Below are 20,993 nucleotides of genomic sequence, written 5' to 3'. Positions count from 1 at the left end.
GTGCAGCCGGGTATTGAGAGTACGGTCCTTCCCTGCTACGCAACGCCAGTCAGCGGCGGCTGCCACAATATCTTTTGTCTGGCCTACCTACGACAATGCCCCGTCCTGTCGCCAGAACGGGGCATTGTCGTAGAGGAATGAACGGCAAGTGAGAAATCGATGCCAGCACTTGGCATCAGGCCATCAGTAACGCGCTGCGTGACGACGCCAACGATAGAACGCCCCACCCAGACCTCCCAGCAAGATCATAGCGCCAGCAGCCAGCAGCCAGGGCATGGCCGATACCCACCACGGCGTGGAGCCACCTTGTCGCCATGCTGCTACCTGCTGGGCATCCACTGTCAGTTCGGCATTGCCGAACTTCTGCAGCACATGATTGCTGATCGCCGCAACCTGCGCATCCGTGAGCTGGTCTTCATAGGCGGGCATCGCGACATGATACGCCTCAGTCTGGCGATCCACTCCCTTGAGTATGGCCATGACCAGATTGTTGGCCTGTCCTCCGCGAGTCGCGGTGTTGTGAACGAGGGACGGATAGAAATGATCCTGCGTGCCCTGTCCATCTCGCTGATGACAACTGGCGCAGGCCGCCTGATAAAGACGACGTCCATCGAGAGTGTCAGCGCGTGTCTGCACCTGTGGGTCGTTACCCAATACAGGCTCGATCTCGGCAGGGTCTGGCATTGACGTCTTCTCACGCGGTTCATTGACGGCCAGTGCGGGACCAGTCTCGATAGCCGGCACCTGTTTCAGGTAAGCCGCCATGCTGGCCAGGTCCTCGTCAGTGAGATAACGCAGACTGTGATCTACAGCGTCCGCCATTCCGCCACCGGCCTGCGCCAGACCGGGAACATGCCCGGTCTTGAGATAGGTCGCCAGGTTCTCCTCACTCCAGCGACCGATACCGCTGGCCGCAGACGTGATATTGGGTGCGTGCCAGCCCTCCACATCGGCCCCTGCGAGATAGCGCGAACTGTCCTGAGCCATCAGAGCATTGCGAGGTGTATGGCAAGAACCGCAGTGCCCCAGCGTATCCACCAGATAGTGGCCACGATCCACCTTGGCGTCGTGTGAAGCCTGAGGCGTGTAAGGGTCATCCAGGAAAAGCAGATTCCAGAAGATCATGCCCGCGCGCAGGTTGAAGGGGAACGACAGATTGGTTTCTGCAATAGGCTCATCCACCGGCGCTACCCCCTGCTGGAAGTAGGCATAGAGCGCATGGATATCCTCATCCATCAATCCGCGATAGGCGGTGTACGGCATGGCCGGATACAGCTGTGATCCATCGGGGCGCTCGCCCTCGGTCAATACCCGTGCAAAGTCTTCCTCACTGTAATCCCCGATACCGTACTGGTTTGACGGCGTGATATTGCTGGCCACGATGTCGCCCAAGGGCGATTCGATGACGTAGCCACCGGCATAGGCAGGCCCATCGTCTTCCGGAGCGCGATGGCAGGCAGCGCAATCTCCGGCACGTGCCAGATATTCTCCTCGTTTCAGCAATGCCGACTCATCGCCTGCCGCGGACGCGTACGAGGACATCACAGGCAGCGTCAGGCCAGCCAGCAGCAAGGCCACTCGGGTCAAGGGGGCGGCAGATGACATGCTCATACCTCCCTCGCCAGAATATCGGCGATACGTATACTCAGGGCGACACCGGTCAGCGTAGGGTTGATGACCCCGGAAGCCGGAATCACACCGGTAGTGGCGAGAAACAGGTTGTCATGATCCCAGGAGCGGCATTCACCATTGACGACCGAATTCTCTGGCTTCTCCCCCATGATTACGGTCCCCATCAAGTGATCACGATTCTGCCACCCGCTATCGTCTTCAATGACGGTGCCGTTCATGATGCGCACGAAATTCGCGAAATCCTGCTTGGCAACTCGGGCGGCCTTGGTCAGATACTCATCGACACGGTAATCCACCTCCAGCGTGGGAATTCCCAATGCATCCTTGTATCTGCGGCTCGGGCGCACCGTGTTGTGTGAACGCGGCAGGGTCTCGAACGTCGTGGTGATCGAGACGTAGCGAGCGGCATCATGTCGAATGCGCTCGTCGAGTTCCGGCCCCACGATGAGATCCTCCAGCAATCGCCTAGTCACGGTCTCGTTGGGGACCGCATTGCCCAGAGCATGCTTGATCGCCGCGTGCTCGCGACGGAACTCGCCATCTCGCCAGTTGAATATCCCGCCTTGCTGAACCTGTCCCCGACCGGGCCACAAGGGCTCATCCGCGAGAAACGACAGACTGATGCCTGTGTGATCCATCAGGTTGCGGCCGACCTGATCGGAGGAGTTGGCAACCTCCGACATCAGCAGCAACTTCGGCGTCTCGAGCCCATGTGCGGCCACGATGAACGCCTTGGCCGTCAGGCGGACGTCATCACCATTGGAGCTGCGATAGTGCACCGCCACGATTCTGTCGCCTGCACCTTTTTCCAGCTGATAGGCCGTGGCATCGGTCAGTAACCTGGCTCCGGCACGCACGGCGTGATCCGCATGCACGTCGCCGCTGTACATGGCCCCGATGGGACACACGGGCATGCAATTGTTGTTGCCACTGCAGGCAGGCCTGCCATCCCAGGGCTGTACGGTGCGCGCGTTGGGCTCATGCAGAAACTGGTATCCCTCCGCGCCGATACGTGCCTTGAGACGCTGGAAGTAATAGGTCTCGCCTTCCGGCGGCACCGGATAGGGTTCGGAGCGCGGCGGCCAGGGGCGCTGATCATTGCCACTCTGGTCTTCGGTATCACTGCCGGAGACACCCAGCGCCTTTTCGGCACGTACGTAGTAAGGCTCCAGTTCCTCGTAGTCGATCGGCCAGTCACGCCCGACGCCATAGGTGGAGTAAAGCTTCATGTCATTGGGGGTATAGCGCCAGGTCGCGGCGGCCCAGTGCCAGGTCGTGCCGCCTACCAACTTGAGCATGCCTGGCCGAAATTCAAATTCACCGACACTGTCGATGTACTTCTCCTCATACGAGGTGGGCGCCCAGGGCTGATTGGGATACGGCGCATTGAAGTTCGACTTGCGGCCTGATGTACGGAAGTTCTCGACGATCTTCCAGCGAGGAATTCGTTCGCCTGCCTCGAGAATGATGACATCCTTGCCCTGACGCGCCAGCTCATAGGCAGCATTGCTGCCCAGTGCGCCAGAGCCGATGACGATCACGTCTGCATCATATTGCGTAGCCATGAGGGGTCTCGTCCTGTGAAGAATGGTAGAGCGTTGTTCGGGCGAATCTGATCGCGCTCAATCGGTCGCGATCGTCGCCGGGGGTGAGACCCAATAGTTGGTATGGCCCCGCGAGTACGTAGGGATGACCGTGGCGTCCAGTGTCGGTTGATACATCAGTGCACCGACATAGGTGACGAAGTGAGTATCATCCGTAGCGGAATGCCCCTGTACGGTGCCGGTATACCCCAGATACCAGGCAGCGATGATATCAATGGCGGTCCGGGTCACCGCTTCAGGTTGCTGCTCGGCAAAGGACGTGAACTGACGCATGTCCGTCAGTTCCGCCTCATCCATTGCTTGAATGAGCTGACGCATGCGCCGAGGGAAATCGGCATCGATATCAAGAAGACCTTGATAGGCACGCCCCGCCAGCCGGCTATTGAGCTGGGGGCGCATGGTGAGACGTTCGGACAGGGTGAGGAAGTCCGTGATGTCCTGTGGCGGGATGTCATCGGGCGTATCAGCCCATAGGCGCGTGGCCCATGGCATCAGGGTACTGGCGGATAGCACCGCCAGTCCCGTCAGCAACTGACGCCGATTGAGAGTGCGTGTCATGGTGAACCCTCGCGCGTACCTGGCGGATTTCGTCGTTATGCAAAACTAATAATATTCTTATATAAGAATATCAAATGTCTCACAACATCGCTCATGCCAAGGGAGGGCGACGCTACGCCACCGGTAAAGCTCTGCCGATAGCCTCACCCGCCCATTGTCACGCACAAGACATTCCCCCGCATGGCGGGCGAATGCCATAAATCTTGCTTCTCAAGCGCTTGATTACCGGATAATCCGCGTTCCGACAGCGCAACCTCAAGTTCTAGCGCCGAAAGACGACACTCAGATTGTTGGCCGGCATCTCGACCACCCTGTCGAGCGTCAGGCCGTTACGCTTCGCTTCCTCGATCACGGCTTCCAGATCGCGCACGCCCCATAGTGGGTTGCGGCTCTTGAGCTGGATATCGAAGCCTTCGTTGCTGGGTGCCGTGTGCTGACCTTCTCGCTTGTAAGGGCCGTAGAGATACAGCACGCCGCCCACCGGGAGGCGTCGTCCTGCCCGTGCCATCAACTCGGACGTGACGCGCCACGGAGAGATGTGGATCAGGTTGATCGCCACCAGCGCATCGCAGGCCACTTCAGGCCACTCGGCCAGCACATCCAGCGTGATGGGGGCCTTGAGATTGGCCAATCCGACCTCTTCGCGCCAGTCCGCGATCGACTCCAGTGCACGTGGGCTGGCGTCACTTGGCTGCCACTCAAGGTGAGGCAGACCACGCGCGAAATGCACGGCATGCTCGCCGCTGCCACTGGCCAGTTCCAGCACCTGACGACGCTCGGCGAGGACATCACGCAAGACATCGAGAATCACGTCACGATTGCGCTCGACCGCGGGACTTGCCAGCCGTCGGGAGTTCTCCAGTGCGACATCCTTCTGGGCCGCGTGGCGTGCTGGGGCCTTGGGGTGTTCCGGTAATGCTGACGAGGTCATGCCCTGCTCCATTGACAGACTGAGGCTGGTGATCATACCAAAGCGCCGCACCCCATGGGGCGCGGCGCTTGAAGACATGCAGGGAGATCGCGATGGCACGCCTCAGCGTGTCGGGGCCATCGTGCTGCGGGCCCTCCAGAAATCCAGCACTCGCAGGGGGTCCCCCACCTCATGGGCCTTGTGCTGGGCGTTGTGCGCCATGGCGCGGGTGGCATCCCGATCACTCAACAGACGCTCCAGCGCCCCCAGCCACTCTGCCGGGTCATCCCCGACCAGCAGGCCGTCGACGCCATCCTCGATCAGCTCATGATAGGGAGCGCGACGACTGTAGATCCCCACTCCGCCCATGCGCGTGATATCGAGAAAACGCCGCCACGACATGTCGTGATTGACCGAATCCGCCATCAGGGGCGCGAGACCGATGGCGATCCGCCGCCGCGAGCAATAGTCCTGGAAAGCCTCCCAGCCCAACGCCTCCATGGACTTGAGGCGCGGAATGTCACTCAGCGCCAGCGGCAGATGACGCCCCATCATCAACTCCACCTCGGTATCGTCGTGGCGCGTCTGGATATCGCGCAGTACCGGTGCCAGCGCCACGATATCGTCGCGATGCGCCAGGGTGCCATGAAAGCCGATGCACCAGTCCTGACTATCGAGATGGCGAAGGTCCGGCAGCGCCCCTGTCAGCGGCGGCGTCAGCAGGCTGACCTCGGGATGCAGGCCCGCCAGAGCGGTCTGCAACTGCTCGCTGACCACCACCACCTCATCCGCCAACGCCAGCAGGCGTTGCTGCAATTCACGTGCCTGCCTCTCGCTTTCCTCCTGAGGCTGCGCGGTGACGAGATCATGATCGAGCAGATAGCAGATGCGGCCATGCTGCTCGCGGTGAGCCTCCAGCATCTCGATCCACTCCTCTCCCAGGGTGCGGGCGATCAGCAGACAGGCACCGCCGAGGCGCGCCTGAGCCAGCCTGGGCGAGAACTTCCAGCGACGCGTCTCGAAACGCTCGACGCGAGTGCCTTCCTTGCGCAAGGCGCCCATGGCAGGCAGGAAGAAATAGATGTCTTCCAGTGCCAGAGCATCATCGCTGAGTACGATCCAGCGTGGGGTTGTCGGGAAGGCGGTCATGACAGTCTCCTTTACACGAGGCATTCATGGCACATACAGCATGTCAGGCGATCCTCTGAGTGACGAATCTGCCAGCACGGCATGGAAAAAACTCAGGCGCACCATAAGTGTAACGAATTGTAGCCAACCTACCAGTGCGGAATTGCCCCAAAGGACCCTCGACATCAACGAGTTAGCCCGGTGCCAGCCATCGGGTCATCATGACGACTCTCTACTGCGAGCCTTCCAGAACGCGACACTCTCATGAAGATCGCCGATCACACCTGCCTTGTGCCGAGCCCGCTGCGCCATGGCCTCAGTCGCCTGACGATCACCCAGCAACCGTTCGAGTGCCGCCTGCCATTCAGCGGGATCATCCCCCACCAGCAAGCCATCGACACCATGTTCGACGATCTCGGTATAGGGCGCCCTGCGACTATAGATACCAACGCCGCCCATCGCGGCGGTATCAAGAAACTTGATCCACGACTTGCCACGATTGAAGGGCGTCTCGAGCAGCGGAGCCAGGCCGATCTGAATACGCCGTGTTGCCTGATAATGCTGGAAGGCCTTCCACGGCAGAGCCTCTGGCGTTTCCAGACGGGCAATGCCGGCAAGAGCATCCGGCACATGTCGTCCCATCATGACCTCGAGGCGTACCCGGGGATCCGTCTCCATCACCGACGTGAGAGCGGGTGCCAAGTGTGCGATGTCATCACGATGCGCGCGCGTGCCGTGATAGCCGATCGTCCAGTCAGGCTGAGTGAAGTCTGCCAGTTCGATGGATGACGTCAGCATCGGAGGCGTCAGCAATGAGACATTGACGTGCTCATGGCCCATCTGAGCAACCAGGGAATCACAGCAGGCCACCACCTCATCCGCGAGCGCGAGCAATGCCGGTTGGCGTTCCGCCAGGCCACTCAGTCGTTTCACATACGCCTCGGGCAAGCCTGGTGTATGTTTCACGGAACCTAGATCATCGTCGATCAGATAGACGATACGACCGAAGCGCGCTCGATGACGCTCGATCAGCTGCACCCAGCGCTCGCCCAGAGACCGTACGATCAGCAGGTTGGCTCCCGCCAGCCGTCGCAGTGCCAGCCGGGCTGGCAAGCGATATCGGCGAGTCTCGAAGCGCTCGATGACGGCTCCCTGCCCTCTCAGCGCTGGGGCAGCGGATTCGAGAAAGTAGATATCCTCGGTGGGGCGAGCACCATCGCTGAGAACGACCCACCGCACGCCTGCCAAGGAGGAAGCTTCAGCCAACATCAGGATGTGTCCTGCGCACGCAAGGGCTCACGTGCCACGACATGCCATGAAGACTCGACACCACGCGCTGCGGCACGCTTGTCATCACGCGCACGCTCTGCCATGAGCACACGGTACTGCAGGCGATTGAGCCATTCCCCCCCCAGCCCCGGCAACGGCAGGAAGGGTGTCGTGCGACTCATTCCCCACAGCGCCAGTCGCGAACTTCCCGCCTCGGCCGGTCCACGCCCATGCATGCCGAAGGTATCAGCGATCAACAGCGTGTTGGCAGGCACCTTGAACAAGGTGGGAGGATTGAGCCCGAAGCGCTCCAGCGCCCCCTCCTCGACTCGGAACGAACCCCGCTGGGTATAGCGATTGGCGTGATCACGCGCTGTCAGGCTCATGTGATATTCCCAGTCCAGACGCCCCTGATTCAACTGGGTGGATTGCGGCACGAACATGAAGGGGCCGTTGTGCTCACTCACATCTTCCAGATAGAGCCAGAACTTCAAGGTGGGCTGGAAGGTATCCACGTGCAGGGACTTCTGCGGATCAGCCTCATCACTCTCCCGAGCACCATTGAAGACCTTCTCCAGATGCACGATGGGCAGACGACGGTGTCCTGCACAGAATCGCAGCAGACGCCTCAGCCGCGTGTCCGAAAGCACCTTGCGAGCCACCGGCAGCTCGCTCAGGGTCTCCGGGTCCAGCAGGACACGATGGGTGCGAGTGTCTCCCTGGCAGCATTCCCGTACCTCACCAGGGCCGTGCTCATGCACGCGCTCAAGCTCCGCCTTGAGTTGAGCGAACACCTCTGGCGACAGGAAATCCTGTTTGCACAGATATCCCTCACGCAGGTAAGCCTCACGCTCGTCCCTGGGCACACCACGGCTGAGCATTGCCATTCGCCAGCGCATGACTCGGGACGCTGCCTTCACCCGCCAGACATGCAGACCGCGGCGATTCAGAGACTCACTTCCGATCAGCGGATTGGCGATGAAGGATTTGGCACCGGTGAATAGCGCAAGGCTCCACAGAGGAGCCTTCAGAAAGCGCAATGAACGAGACATGGCATTCCTTGTGAAACGACAATTCTGATAACAGGCAGGCCCAAGCCGCAAGACACCTCAACGCAGGGAGAAGTCTTCATGCACCAGCGTCAGATTAGGGTTATAGGCCGGATCATTGTCCAGCTGTTCCGCCCAGGTAGTGCGCATGTAGTCACACTCTGACAGCCAGCGAGCACGTTTCCTGGGTGTGTCATCCGCACCGCGTGAAATCGACTCGTGGTGATACAGCTCGGCATAGGGCGTCCAGAGATTGCGGTAGCCTGCCTCCCGCACCTTGAGACATAGATCCACATCATTGTACGCAACCGCCAGATGCTGCTCATTGAGGCCATTGACCTCTTCGAAGACCGAGCGACGCAACAGCAGGCAGGCAGCAGTGACTGCAGACAGATTCTGGATCGATTTCAGCCGTCCCTGGAAGCCATCCTCCTCACGATGGAAGAAACGATGCGCATGACCGGCGATGCTGCCAAGTCCTAGAATCACCCCAGCGTGCTGGATCGTACCATTGGGATAATAGAGCTTGGCACCGACACAACCGATGTCCGGACGGCATACCTGCGACACCATTTCCGTCAGCCATTCGCCATTCATCGGCTCGATATCATTGTTGACCAGACCGATGATATCGCCGCGCGCCTCACGGGCGCCGAAATTGTTGATCGCAGAATAGTTGAACGGCGCATCCCAATGCAGCACGCGCACACGTTCATCGCATCTGGCGACGTCACGCATGTATTCAAGTGTCCTCGGACAACAGCTCTGATTGTCGAGAATCAACAACTCGAAGTGTCGGTATTCAGTCTGCGCAAGGATGGCATCGACACAGGGCTTGAGTATCTCGACGCCATCCCGAGTGGGCACCAGCAAGGAGACCAGTGGCTGTGACTCCGGCAATCGCCATCGCACGCGCACATTTTCTCCGGTTCCGTCGTTGGCCTCCTTCAGCACCTTGCCAGGCTCGGCCACTGCCGTGACAGCATGGCGGGTGAGATAGTCGCCGACACGTGCCAGATGCCGTGTCCCGGTATCCTCCGGGCAAGTCTTTGTCGAAAGAAGATGCCGCTCGGGCACATGAACGAGGACCTGAGGCACTCGCCATATCAGCGACTGGTGACTCATGCGGGTCGACGCGATCATCTCCAGCGCCAACAGATGGATGAGATCAGTGGCCGTAGCCGTCAGGATATCCTCTGCCTCGAGAAAGCCTCGACAGGCTTGCCACTGTTCACGGGACCACAGCCCCAGATGCCCGAGATACGGTGTGGAAAGCAGCAGATCCGGGTTCCAGCCAGGCTTGAAGTTCGGTGAGTGACGATGTCCGTCGCCATCGATGCGGTCTTCATCGCAATACAGAAAACCGGCCTGCGGTTTTTCCTTCATCAGCCGCGCAAAGCACGTCAGCGCATCAGCAGACAAGGTGGCGCCCGTCGTCATCAACCCGATCCAGTCACCCACTGCCGCACTGCTGATAGCCGCCAGCGGATCCGTGAAGCGTCCAGTGGCCTGCTCGGGCTCTGCCAGCAACGTGATACGCTCATCGCTCGCGCAGCAGGCAGCCAACCAATCGTGCTTCTTCAGGGCCGTATCCGAGGCAGATACCACCAGCTGCCAACGTCGGTGAGTCTGCGCGATCAGGCTTGTCAGGCTATCGCCGAAAGCTTCCCGGCCGATATCTTCATTGACGATCATCCCAAGGCTGAACACCATGCCGGAGGTGATCACCGGCGCGATATGATCGGCCACCTTCGCATTCACGAGGCCTTGCCCCAGTGATTCGACCATGTCGATCCACTGTTGGTAATTGTGCTTGGAGCAAAGACTGATAAAGGTACTGTCGTAATGGCGAAGCGCCACGACTGACCAGCGCTCCCCCGTCTGCTGCACTTCCTGTTTGATAGCCCGGGTGACCTGCTGCTTTGGCAAGCCGCGGAAATGTCGGTGCGCCGTGACCAATCGCTGGATCAGACGGTCTCGGGCAAAGGTGGGGGTCAACCAAACCAGTCTGAAATGCTTGAGCCGGAAAGTCCCTCGCCCGTTGATGGGGCACAGAGTAATACGCCGGACTCCGCGTGGGACACGCAGCATGCGACGGGTGATCTTTCCCGCGCGCAGCGGCAGCTCTACCGTGTGAATTCGCGTGTCAGTCTGGAAAGTGATGACCGCAGCGGCGCCCGTGATGGAGCGCTCCATGTCAATCTCGACCATGTTCCAGCCGGGTATCGGCTTTGGGCCTTCCCAGAAAAAGGCTGATGTGCTGGTTAGTGAGCGCCACTCCCCATCGTCAAGAGGCACTAGGTCACTGACGATTCGCAGGTAACTCGGTACGCGAATATGCGTTAAATGTAGCGCATGAAGCTTAGAATATAAAATCAAGGTTTTAGAGATAAATAATTTCGTTATATCAATCAAGTGTTCACCAAGAAAAATTAATGTGAATAATTCCAGCTAGACGGGTAGCTCGCCATTTATTCTTAGTACATCGTTCAATCTTTTATAAATTATATTTATAGCTTGTCCATTAGGGCGTAGCAATTGTGCTTTCTTTATGAGTATGAAAGCATCAGAATAATACTCATGCTTTTCAAAGTACAAAGCCAAGGTACGAAGACGATCTGCTTCTTCATATTTATCAGAAAGAATCAAATCGCTTGCACGTGAGTCTAAATGCCCTAGAAAACGTGGTTCATCAAATGGTATGTTGAGGCTATCCAATAACTTGAGTACAGAATAGCTTATATCTCCAGCCTTGTACGACTTAATAGCACCAGCTTTAATTTCACTTATACAAGCATAGGATTTAGACCGAATGAAATTCAAGGGTGTAAGTATATTAGCACTCATTTCAGCCATAGGAGGGGTATCAGACATACTCGGAAAAAGCTTGTTCATATCAATACTGGGAAAATGATTAACTATGTCTTCAATCTCAGATATATTTTTATCGTATATAGTGCTGTAAATTTCCGGGGGTAAATTCGATAACCCCAAAGAACATTCGTGTTCGTGAGAGTCAGAAAATTCTTGCAGTAATAAGTCTATTTCTGCCATGGTTCCAGGAGAGATATTATCGCCAACAATATTGATTAATCTTTTTAAGGTGAGAGCCGAAAAAGCGTAACTTTTATTAGTAACACTCTGCTCATTAATTAACCTAGAATGATAATCCTCACATAAATCTATTTCATGCAGAAATATATTTAAAACACCTGGGCTATTATTAGTTACAGGCAGATAGTTCCTGAAAGAACACCTTTCAGATCCATAGTGTTTTTCCCAAATTAATAGGGGGTTTAAAAATCTGCTCAACATGCCATCTTTTAATGCATTAGCTATAACTACCGAAAACTTCCTTTTTTCATTATGACGTTTAACAGCTTGATTGTAATTCGCTATAAGGAACTCAAGTGGAGATCTTATAAAACCAATAAATTTTACTTCGACGGGAAAAATAATGTGGCTAAATTCAGATGGCAAATTATAAAAAGCCTCTGATGAAAGTAACAAATTTAATTTTTTTTTCCTAGCAGTATCGAACCAATGATTTATTATGCCCTGAGCTCGTGAATATTCTTTGCTTCGTAAAGCGCGCGCAATATCCATATGCCCCCCTGAAACAGAGTTTCTATCTACAGGATGCTCTGGATAGTAATAACCAAGGTCTTGTAGCTTCAACCTGTTATCTAGACAAAGCCGCTGTATGGCAGAAGAACCAGTTTTAGGAGACCCTACATGTATATATATTTTAAGTTCATTCTTTACATTCTTACGAATGCTGTATAAAGATGACTTTTTCTTAATGAAATTAATCATAAGCCTTATCTCACTATAAAAGGATGTTTAGTGGTTCTAGAGACTGCAACAGCATAAATTCTTCACTTAGACCGCAAACATCCATTACTTTTATTTAACAGAAAGCAACAATTTCGTTTTTACGCGGACAAAATTATATTACAGCATGAAAAATATTTCTTACGGATAAAAAACACTAGCTAATTGTTTAATAAATTAAATTGTGTAGCTCTACAAAAAGAAGCAGTGTTTATTTTAAGGGGGCGAGGTTACATAAGTAGGAATCTTAGTGTAGTACTCAAATCTCAAATCAGAAGGGGGTTATTTATGATCTTTACAATACAATCAACTAAAGTGCTATAACTATTTTATTAACCTACGTAGAGCTCCTCAGTCATGTAAAATAGAACGCAAAATATTAGATAGTATATTTAAACAAACCCGATAATGTGCCACTAAACACTAATAACCAGAAAAGTATGTAAGGATTGCAATAACAAAAAGTATAAAATATTCAACCCTAACAAATAGTTGTTATACAATTCAGCATGCTGTAGGTAAATTAAAAACTGTACTTATGATTATTATTTATAACCTATCGCAACGAGTATTTTTCCTACATTTTGAATAATGGATTAAAAGTAATCTTAACATTATCCATTAACAAAAAGAAACTGTGAAGAAAATTTCATATTATGCGAAAATAAAGGGCAAATCGATTTGTGTGTATAACTCAATTTTTAGATTCTAGATAGAGAAATCACAGACATTCCGTAATTTTCCCTTTATATAACTCTAGCTTGTAGCTTATGAATGGACCGTCTGGACGTAAGAGGCTAGCCTGATACATCAATCTATAAGCTGTATGTATATCCCCCATGTCTTCAAATGACAAGGCTAAATCACGAATCACATTAGCCTTATGATTCTTTTTCACAGAATCATTTAGTCTAGAGAAACGCTCTTGCAATGGTATTTCTGGTGTTAATAAATCTACTTTTAATAAATTCTCGCTTATGGGGATAGTATCAAACTCAAAAGCATTATCTACATTTACTTGATTCGTCAAAGTTAGTTTATATTCACCAAAGAGCTCCTCATTATATAATAGAAAATCAACAACAAAACCAACATCATTAATTGAGTTACAGTGTCCACGACTCATTAAAATATCATGCTTAACCTGTTCATCACTTGATGTATAACCGCTTATAAAAAAGCTAGCTTCGACTGGGATAGGTTGCTGTAAAGACTCATGATAATACCCTTTGCCTACTAAACCATACACATCATAACTTGCATATTCATTACCTTTTATTTTTATTCCATGTGGTTTGTCTTTGGGGTTATAATAACCTAATGATAGCAACTTACTCCCATGAAATCTTTGAGGTATTTTATACTCATACCAATGCTCTTCCAAGCGTAGATAATTGAACTTCAATAAAGTATTTTCGAAGGTTTCAATATTTTCTTCCTCTACACCATCTACGGCATTAGCAGGAACCACTAAATAAGGAATTTTAGTTAAATCAAATATATCGGAATTACTATATTTGAAATCGTCTACAACTTTACTGCAGCATTCAATAATTGTCCGAGATAAATAAGCGGATATATGGGGCTTGAGATGCACATCATCTTGATATGCACCCCAGCCGAACCCAACATTATTAAGATCTAATACAGAATGTCCAAAATTTTTAGCCAGTTCTTTTAGTTGTAAATACCTAGATGCTCTATAACCAATATTATATATAGGGAACATTAAATTCAAAACAGGTTTATTTAGCAAGCTTAAAAGAGAATAAAATACTTTCACATGTTCTATATACCAATAATCTAGTCCAGCTTCAGAATATTTAGGCAGGTAATAGTTTACATCATTGACGTAATTTTCGATAATCAAACAATCACATTTTTTTATCTCATTTATATTTAACAACAGCTGCTTTATATGAAAAAAAATTGGATTTCTACCACTACAATAGCTTGTTATATTTAAATCTTTATGGGACTGCATTTCATTTAGATAACCTTTTTTCATTACTGAATTACTTGTACCTAGTACTGCAATTTTCATAGAATTGGTCACCCTATAAAGATTATGGATAAAGTAGCCTGAATAAATGGCCATTTAAAAACTTGATTACCAGGATTCATAGAATAACCGCGCACGATAAGCCGTGAGATTCGCCGCTACGCCACCACTGTTAGTTATGATCCCGAGCAGGCCCAGAGACCCTAAGTAATCATCGGCGCCGTACCGCCAACAAGTGGACAAAGCGCCTGCCGAGCATGATGGCTAGCATTGCTGACCGGCTACGTGAGGAGTGAAGCCCACGGCAAATCAGTGGCTTCATGGCGCCCTTGGCCGGCGTTGGTGTTTGTCATCAATGGATCTACTCCTTAATCTGAGACGACAAGGAACGGGGTGGTGATCTTTGGCAGCATCTCCGTCAGCCCAAGCGCTGAAATAAGCACCGCGCACAAGCCAATAGCGCCTGGTTGAGGTCGATGACCGACGCTTTATCGGCCACTATGAGGGCGATACCGTGATACAGGGCCACAAGCAATCAGACTTGGCCGCACTGATCGAGAGTCGCAGCGGCTATCTACTAGCGGGCACGACTGCCCAGGATCTCGGCCGAGGTGACGCAAGCGGTCATGATCCGCTTGTTAAAGCAGCGCCAAGATCGATCCAGACTATCACATTGGACAACGGCTCGGAACTCCCCGGTGGCGAATCAGTAACGGCGGCGATGTGATTCTGTGATCCTTACTGCTTCGGGCAGCGTGGGGCCAACGAGAACACCAATGGCCTGATACGGCAGCGCTCCCCCAAAGGAACGGATTGCCGCCAGATCAGTAATGCAAAGTGCGTCGAGAAGCTGAATGACCGTTCTCGAAAACGTCGCGGTTATCGGACGCCGGCGCAGGTGTTTTTGGGCGAATACTCAGGAAGCCTAGATACAGTAGGTATCTGCGCTTATTACTTGAGTTCAGAGCTTTTAACAAAAGACAGAGTATAAATTGAAACCAGAAATTCAGCCATTATATTGATACAAAATTATATTTGCTTAAAGAGAATGTGTAGTATTCATCAGACATAAACCTATAGCTGAAATTTTAAAATAGTAATAGAGATGTATTTACACATTAATTACCAAGAATGTATAGATATATAAATCTAATACAGATAACGATACAGCAACCAAAATTTGCATTGGCTCCATAATATTATAGTGCGTGCTTACACAAGGCGATACATCCAGTAATTATTCTAGACACTGGCCTTTAATTAACTACAATGTTACTACATATGGTTTTCGTTGCATGTGAATCATTAGAAATAATAATTTCTATTTTATTAGTGCCAATTTGCACAACGTTTTTAATTGATATGACAAACCCGCCCAAACCAGAGGACAGGTTACTTTTTTTTAAATCGGTCCTTCTAGCAAGCGCAACTACATAAGCAAAATTTATATCATTGATTTTTACAGTTATTTTACATGGGTCGCCGAATTTATCTACAGCCCAACCCTTAATGAGGTCAGTATCAAAAACTTCTATATGGTAATTGATATCTTTATTGCTTTTAATACTTTTTTTTAGGAAACTGTTATCAATTACATCATACTTAACCTCTGAATCTAACAAGTATTTTTTGAAATATCTATACGTTCCATTGCAATAAAAATCAATATTGCCATTATCAAATAGCTCAATATGTGGAACACTCTCAGAGCTTGACATTATTTTGCTACCATTTTTCAACCTTATAATCTCTTCAATATAAAGCTTAATGTTAAAATCATCAGTCTCAATTGATTTAAGAGATACAATATCTTCTACATTAGTATTGTTCTCTATAAATCCTCTAGCTTTTAATTTACGTATATTTGCATTAATTCTCTGTGTTGCTGACAGGTTATTCAAGTGTAAAATGAAGAAATTATGCGTAGAATTATTTATACCTATATTTTTGACCAACTGGATATTGTGATTAATAAACCCAGTTATATTTGCTTTGCATCCAATTATCGGCTTCCCCCAAGCCCGACCTTTCATGAGGTCATCATCAGACTCTCTAATTTTAAACTTATTTTCGATACCTGGTAAATTACTAAGCCAAGTACCATATATAACATTATTACGACCTTGCTCCATTAACTTATCTACTAAACGGCTATCAGCTATACATTCATCATTATTTATATATACTAATCGCTCGTCAGCATCCAAGAATGTATAAAATTGTGAACTTTCTTGTAGTGATTCATAAAGATGTTTAAACTTTTCCACATTATGCAGATCATTGTGGAAACTCGAAAACCTTATAACTAGGCAATGCTGACTCAATTCTTCTAGATATATATTATAATCAACGCCTAATGAGTTATTGTCAAATATAATTATTGATTCACTAGTAACTATTTTACTATGATGATCAATAAATTTTTTTAGCATATTAAGGTCATCTTTAATTTTAACGATGATCTTTAAAGGAAGTTTTTTTTCTTTAATCAAACCATTTACTAAGCTTGTATCTTTATCCCAGCTATATATATTCATTATGGTCTCTGACAAACATGCGTGATATTTATATAATGAGTCCAAGCTATCAACAAGATAAGCTTTTCCACAATATTAATACGAAAAAAATTATAGACATGAGATACAACCTCATAGTTTACTTTAGTATGAGGCTATATCTCATCATTAACTGTAACTTACGATATTAAGCTATACTTGTTATCCTTGATTTTCGTTTTTGTTAGCCACTCCCCACCACTTTATCTCAATATCTAATTTTTCAGATAGGGCTCTACGACAATCATCTGAATAGATATCCAGCTCTAGATAATTAGTCTTGTCAGAAAAATACTCATTACATACACTATAATGGTTTTCAATCCAACGAACTATATTTTCATCACTACCCACACCTGCAGGTAATCCCGGGATTTCACTTTTCTTTATTCTTTTGTCATAATTATTCCAACGTTTAAGACTACTAAGTATATCTTTTGCAGGTCTGCGATTTAAAATAAAAAGGCAATTACTGTGCTTGTCTTGGATTGCCTTTATTATTTTAAAGTCTAAATTCGGCCAATAATTTAATTTCTCATGAGGGAGACATACATCGCCTTGAGTAATACAGTCATAGTCGCTAAGATACGCTAATGGATCTCCGGTCGCATTATAAGCATCATAAATCAATTTACCACAATAGCCATTATCGACAACCCAATGTGCAGTTCTCAATCCAGACATTTTTAATGCTTTATCGATTGTAGTCGTACCGGATTTTGGGAATCCTAAAACAAAAATCTTATCGTATTTCATAGTCATCTCATTCACCAATAAGCGGGTTGCGGCCGATCTGGCTTACCAGAGCGCCCCATTTCAGAATCTGGGCTTCATCAAGTGCCTCATCGCCCCTCAGGACGTCCGGCATTCCGAGGGCGCGCCACTTATCCATCGGATGAAGAATATGGAAGGTCGCCAGGCCCATGTCGCCAGGGCGCTGTGCATCGGCCACGACATTGTCACCGATATGCAGATGGCGCCGTCCCTCTTCACCTGCCAAGTCCTCCTTGACCATCGCCCACATGGTGCCACTGTCCTTGCGCTTGCCTTCCTCGCTGGACACCATCAGACGGTAAGCCGCCGAGATACCGGCCTTGCGCAGCATCAGGCCCACCTGGTCACGCGTGTAGTAGGTATCGGAGATGACCCACAGCACATGCCCTGCAGAGCCGAGATGATTGAACAGCTCCACCATCTCGTCCTTGGGCTTGATCATCGCGAGATCCAGCTCGAATTCCCGCTGCATCCAGCCCTGGGCGACGCCCTTGCTGACCGCGTACACCTCCGCCAGTTCGTCATAGATGGCGTCGATCCGGATGTCACCCTGGAAGTTGGCCCGCTTGCGCAGCGTGAACTCCGCCTCGTTGCGTGTCTTCACGAAATCATGGGCAGAGGTGGCGATTCCCTGCTCCACCAGCCACTTGCCCAGCTTGAGCTTGGCATAGTCCGGTACGGTGAACTCGCGACGCACCAGCGTATCGAAGACATCGAAGCTGATGATCTGATGTGCCTGGATGGCCGGCATGTGCTGCTCGATGGAGCCGTGATAACTCGCGGTGATGTAACTCTGGTCTACCGTGAACTCCCCACCGGACGGGTAATAGAAGAACTGCCGATACCCGAGACTTTCGGCCTGAGCGCCCAGAATGCGTTCAAGCGCATGCAGCTTGGAGCCATCGTTGGGCAGGGGTTCATCGGGGAAGTCTTCGTACTTCCAGCCCTTGCCGATGATGCCCTCAAGCGCCTGTGGGCGGGCCCAGAACATGCCACCTGCGGGATAGCTCAGGAAGTCGCTGACGTGCTCGATATCCAGCGCCTGCTGCCACTCACGCATGAAGCCCTTGTTCATGGTCTGATGATTCACCCAGCTGGGCATCATCCAGAATGTCGTCGGGTAATAGACCCCCAGGGTCACATCTTCCGCAAAGGCATTCAGTGCCCGCTTGACCACGGACTTGTCACTCAGCAGGAATTCCGTCAGGTAATCCGCCCATTGGGTCTGTTCCCGTCCTGAATACAGTGACTTCTTGGAGTGCAGGTGACAGAAGAGGTCGTACTGCGCAAGCACATCGCCATACTCGACCAGCAGCGGCCCGAAGTTGCGCCCACGATTGGGCACATGACGAATCTCGACACGTCTGACGCAGGCATGCTTCTCGAACGTCTTGCGTGCCAGGGATTCATTCACCCCCTTGGCAAGCGTCAGCAGGACATCCACCTGGATCGGCATGTCATCGAGCGCATGAGCGAAGCGCTCCAGGAAATCCTCGTAGAAGACATGCAGGCAGACCGCCATCTTCAACTGACTGGCCGCCTCGGTGAGCGTGGTATCCAAGGGCATGCGTGTCTGAGGAACCCAGCGCGGCGTCAGGGGCACATGCTGGCGCCCTTCCTGCTTGCCATTTTTCAGATAATGGAACAGCGGGCTCTGCTGGTCATAGAACACGTCCATGTACATGCGATGGTAGCTTTCCCCATCGAATGCCGGTGAAGGATGGATCGGCGCGAAGCGTGACTTGTGGAGATAATCCTTGAAGGCATGTGCCGGCGAGGAGAATTTCTGACCATAGCGCTGCTGATACCAGCTGGCATCGAACAGGCCCAGGGCTTCGGCTTGCTCGAATTCGCTCCGTTGCGCCTTGGAAAGCGACGCGGAGTTGCGTTTGGAAAAGACATTGAAAGGTTTCATTAAAGCTCTCGATCAGATGTTGAAAAGGACCAACGGGTTCAAGATGCCATTGCCCGAAAAGTCATCGTCGACGAAGAACAGGTGCCACGCGCATTGCGGAATGGCGCCCTGTCGTGTCGCGAAGTTTTCATACATCTGCTCGACCTCCTCCGGCGTGAAGCTGACCCCCGCCGCCAACCACTCCGCCACCTGCTCGATGGCGCCATCGAAGACTTCCTGCATGTCCTGGAAGTGACGTTGTGTCGCCGCCTGGCGGCCATAGCAGAATTCGAAGCCACCATCGCTGTCCTGACGGACATCCACCACCTGTCCATGCGGCGCCGTCATCAGCGATTCAAACAGCAACGAGCGATCCAGCATCTGATAACCGTCGCCCCAGCTGACGCCCTCACGGAAGACACCGGCGAGATTGGCTGTCGCCCCACCCTGCATGGACTTGCCTGGCTTGGTCGCCACATAGTAGAGACCGAAGGTCTCGCGCTGGAGCATGCGCGTCAGCAGCTTCTGGATCGTGCCGGAGTATCCCAGATCCAGCATGACCGGCGCAGCCCCTTCCGTCAGACCCAGCGTCTTCAGATAGGCCATCACGCCCTGTCGTGTCGGTGCGACCAACGCCTTCAATCGCTCGAGATGCGGTGTCAGCCATGTAACGACATCTTCCTGCTGCTCAGGGAGCTTGACGTGCATCTGCAGCAGTTCGACTGGCAGTACGCTGAAGGCCTCATGCATCTGCAAGCCGAAACGCTTGCGCATCAGGTCCAGCATGCCGCCCTCGAAATCATTGCCAAGCGCCAGGGGCCAGAGGAAGGCTTCCCCGAGATTGGCCCGGAACAGCAGCGTACGAGAGACCTTGAGATACCGTGGTGAGTGCTCGAATGTCACCAGGTTACGTGCCTGCAGCTGCGTCAGAAGACGCTCGAAGCACCAGCCCTCACGGGCCAGACATACCGGTACTCGTCCCGCACCTTGTGCTTCCACTGCCTTTGCATACACCAGGAAGGCCGGCCCCATGAAACTGGCACCGAATTCCCTGAGTGCCTGACGAGTATTCTTCATCTTTTCACCAATCCATTAGCCTGCGAGCTGGAGATTTTCCTGACTGGCATGATGCCGTTCATATCATTCAAAGACAGCGGCTGACTCGAAAGATTCACCAGCTTCATCCTTGCCCGACAGCAGCGGCGCTTCGCCATTCACCAGCGGCCATTCGACCCCGACGCTGGCGTCATTCCATTTCAGTGAGTACTCATCCCCCGGGGCATAATAATCCGTGCACTTGTACTGGAATTCCGCGGATTCGCTGATGACATAGAAGCCATGGGCGAATCCCGGCGGTACCCACAGCATCTGCTGGTTGTCTTCGCTCAGATGGGCGCCGACCCACTGGCCGAACGTCGGGCTGCTCTTGCGCATGTCCACGGCCACATCGAAGACTTCCCCCTGGGTGACACGCACCAGCTTGCCCTGCGGCTGATTCAGCTGGTAGTGCAGGCCACGCAGAATGCCCTGACGGGATTTGCTGTGGTTATCCTGCACGAAGGTGTAATCACCGCAGTGCTCGACGAATTCGCTCTGGCGAAAGGTCTCCATGAAGAAGCCGCGCTCGTCACCGAATTTTTGTGGGGTCAGCAGCACGACATCCGGGATGGCGAGTTTTTCAAAATTCATGCGGTATTCGCTCCTTGTAGGGGACAGATATCACTTCAACAATCACAGGACTCGATGCCCTGCCGGCCTATGGCACGACAAGGCTCAGTCTCGAT

15 protein-coding genes are annotated in these 20,993 nt (G+C 51.5%); all 15 read right to left on the bottom strand.

Features of this window, described 5'->3' with window-relative positions; genetic code table 11:
- Positions 1-183: 183 nt before the first annotated feature.
- The gene (locus HXS66_RS13285; protein WP_218015185.1) at positions 184-1,605 is read right to left on the bottom strand and encodes a cytochrome c; all 1,422 of its coding nucleotides are present in this window, start codon (positions 1,603-1,605) and stop codon (positions 184-186) included.
- Between the two features lie 2 nt (positions 1,606-1,607).
- Positions 1,608-3,197, bottom strand: a complete 1,590-nt coding sequence (locus HXS66_RS13280) for a GMC family oxidoreductase (protein WP_176503781.1) — start codon at positions 3,195-3,197, stop codon at positions 1,608-1,610.
- A 57-nt stretch (positions 3,198-3,254) separates the two neighbouring features.
- Positions 3,255-3,794 carry a sorbitol dehydrogenase family protein gene (locus HXS66_RS13275; RefSeq protein ID WP_176503780.1) on the bottom strand — a complete coding sequence of 180 codons (540 nt, stop codon included), beginning with the start codon at positions 3,792-3,794 and terminating at the stop codon, positions 3,255-3,257.
- A gap of 262 nt (positions 3,795-4,056) precedes the next feature.
- Entirely contained in the window at positions 4,057-4,725 is a 669-nt protein-coding gene (locus HXS66_RS13270) for a DUF938 domain-containing protein (RefSeq protein WP_176503779.1), read from the bottom strand.
- Positions 4,726-4,827: 102 nt separating this feature from the next.
- Positions 4,828-5,853 (bottom strand): glycosyltransferase, encoded by a 1,026-nt coding sequence (locus tag HXS66_RS13265; RefSeq protein ID WP_176503778.1) that lies wholly within the window; start codon positions 5,851-5,853, stop codon positions 4,828-4,830.
- Between the two features lie 198 nt (positions 5,854-6,051).
- Positions 6,052-7,101: a glycosyltransferase gene (locus tag HXS66_RS13260; protein WP_176503777.1), complete on the bottom strand. Its 1,050-nt coding sequence runs from the start codon at positions 7,099-7,101 to the stop codon at positions 6,052-6,054.
- Positions 7,101-8,153 carry a phytanoyl-CoA dioxygenase family protein gene (locus HXS66_RS13255; protein WP_176503776.1) on the bottom strand — a complete coding sequence of 351 codons (1,053 nt, stop codon included), beginning with the start codon at positions 8,151-8,153 and terminating at the stop codon, positions 7,101-7,103. The genes HXS66_RS13260 and HXS66_RS13255 overlap by 1 nt, the downstream gene beginning before the upstream one ends.
- Positions 8,154-8,210: 57 nt before the next feature.
- A complete protein-coding gene (locus HXS66_RS13250) occupies positions 8,211-10,565 on the bottom strand; it encodes a glycosyltransferase family 2 protein (protein ID WP_176503775.1) in 2,355 nt (784 codons plus the stop codon).
- Between the two features lie 36 nt (positions 10,566-10,601).
- Positions 10,602-11,966, bottom strand: coding sequence for a hypothetical protein (locus HXS66_RS13245; RefSeq protein ID WP_176503774.1), 1,365 nt, complete (start codon positions 11,964-11,966; stop codon positions 10,602-10,604).
- A 739-nt stretch (positions 11,967-12,705) separates the two neighbouring features.
- Positions 12,706-14,028 (bottom strand): hypothetical protein, encoded by a 1,323-nt coding sequence (locus HXS66_RS13240; protein WP_176503773.1) that lies wholly within the window; start codon positions 14,026-14,028, stop codon positions 12,706-12,708.
- A 1,214-nt stretch (positions 14,029-15,242) separates the two neighbouring features.
- Entirely contained in the window at positions 15,243-16,523 is a 1,281-nt protein-coding gene (locus HXS66_RS13235) for a hypothetical protein (RefSeq protein WP_176503772.1), read from the bottom strand.
- A gap of 180 nt (positions 16,524-16,703) precedes the next feature.
- Positions 16,704-17,297, bottom strand: coding sequence for a sulfotransferase (locus HXS66_RS13230; RefSeq protein WP_176503771.1), 594 nt, complete (start codon positions 17,295-17,297; stop codon positions 16,704-16,706).
- 7 nt (positions 17,298-17,304) lie between these two features.
- A complete protein-coding gene (locus HXS66_RS13225) occupies positions 17,305-19,230 on the bottom strand; it encodes a rhamnan synthesis F family protein (protein WP_176503770.1) in 1,926 nt (641 codons plus the stop codon).
- 12 nt (positions 19,231-19,242) lie between these two features.
- Complete coding sequence (locus HXS66_RS13220) at positions 19,243-20,286, bottom strand: HAD family hydrolase (protein ID WP_176503769.1); 1,044 nt, start codon at positions 20,284-20,286, stop codon at positions 19,243-19,245.
- Positions 20,287-20,349: 63 nt separating this feature from the next.
- Complete coding sequence (gene rfbC / locus HXS66_RS13215; protein WP_176503768.1) at positions 20,350-20,898, bottom strand: dTDP-4-dehydrorhamnose 3,5-epimerase; 549 nt, start codon at positions 20,896-20,898, stop codon at positions 20,350-20,352.
- Between the last annotated feature and the right edge of the window lie 95 nt (positions 20,899-20,993).

This window comes from Cobetia sp. 5-11-6-3 (assembly GCF_013374055.1).
GTDB classification, from domain to species: Bacteria; Pseudomonadota; Gammaproteobacteria; order Pseudomonadales; family Halomonadaceae; genus Cobetia; species Cobetia marina.
Note: the sequence above shows the minus strand (reverse complement) of the source record. Positions and strands in the feature narration are given on the sequence as shown.